Below are 1,095 nucleotides of genomic sequence, written 5' to 3' on the forward strand. Positions count from 1 at the left end.
ATAACGCCCCAGGCGGCGAACGGCTCATTGCCAGATGAGCGGGCGGCCCTGCACCCATTGCTCCACTGCAACAGTTCGACCCTGCACGAACAACGCTACAGCACACGACTCTCGGGTAACGAATGGTTCGTTCGCGAACACCGGGTGGCCGGGCAACCGGTGGTGCCGGGGGTGGTGCAACTGGAGTGGGCCCGCGCAGCGGCGGCCCTGGCCAGCGAACTGCCAGTGGGGCAGCCGATGGTGCTGGAGGAGGTGGCCTGGCTGCGCCCGCTGGTGGTCAGCCAGCCTCTGCTGGTGCATATCGGCCTGGTGGAAGAGCCGGGGCGCGGAGTCCGTTATGAGATCCATAGCGGCACCGGCACGCAAAAACAGCTTTATAGCCAGGGCTGGGTGCGCCCCGCGAGCGGCCAACCAGCGCCGCGGGTCGACCTGGCCGCCGTAGGTGCCTCATGCGAGTCGCAGGTGGACGCAGCGAACTGTTATGCGCGCTTCACCGAACAGGGCCTGGAGTACGGCGCGGGGTTTCGTGCCCTCAAGGAACTGCGCAGCGGCCCGCTGGCAGCGTTGGCGAGCCTGGCAGTTGCCAGCGCGGCGCCGGGCTATACCTTGCTGCCATCCCTGCTGGATGGCGCCTTGCAGGCTGCCACTGGCTGGCTGGCCAAACCGGCGCTGCAACTGCCATTCGCCGTGACCCGGGTCGAGCAGTGGGGCCCGCTACCGGACCCGGCATGGGCGGTGGTGCGGCGCGCCGGCGTGGAGCAGGGCGCAGGGCAGAGCTTCGATGTCGACCTGGCGCACGCCGATGGCCAGGTGGCGGTGCGCTTGAGCGGCTTTTGCTGTCGCACGCCCGCGCAACCAAGGCCTGCGGGAGAACTGACCCTGGCCCCACGTTGGCAAGCGCTAGAAGCCGTGAAGGCCACCGCCGTCGCCCAGGATCAGCACCTGCTGGAAGTTCCAGAGGCGATCGCTCGCCAATGGGGTACGCCTGATGGGGCTGCAGACTGTGCCAGCTGGTTGGGCGCCAGGACCGGGTTCGACCATCTGCTCTGGCATGTGCCGCGGGGCCAGCTCGGGGTCGCACGAATCGGCCTGCAA

1 protein-coding gene is annotated in these 1,095 nt (G+C 68.6%); it reads left to right on the forward strand.

Annotated elements, in window-relative coordinates; all coding sequences use genetic code 11:
* Positions 1-1,095: polyketide synthase dehydratase domain-containing protein (locus tag ACK6AU_RS31990; protein ID WP_409303770.1), on the forward strand; the 1,095-nt coding region annotated here is incomplete at both ends.

Source organism: Pseudomonas sp. KCJK8993, assembly GCF_046230915.1.
Classification (GTDB): Bacteria; Pseudomonadota; Gammaproteobacteria; order Pseudomonadales; family Pseudomonadaceae; genus Aquipseudomonas; species Aquipseudomonas piscis.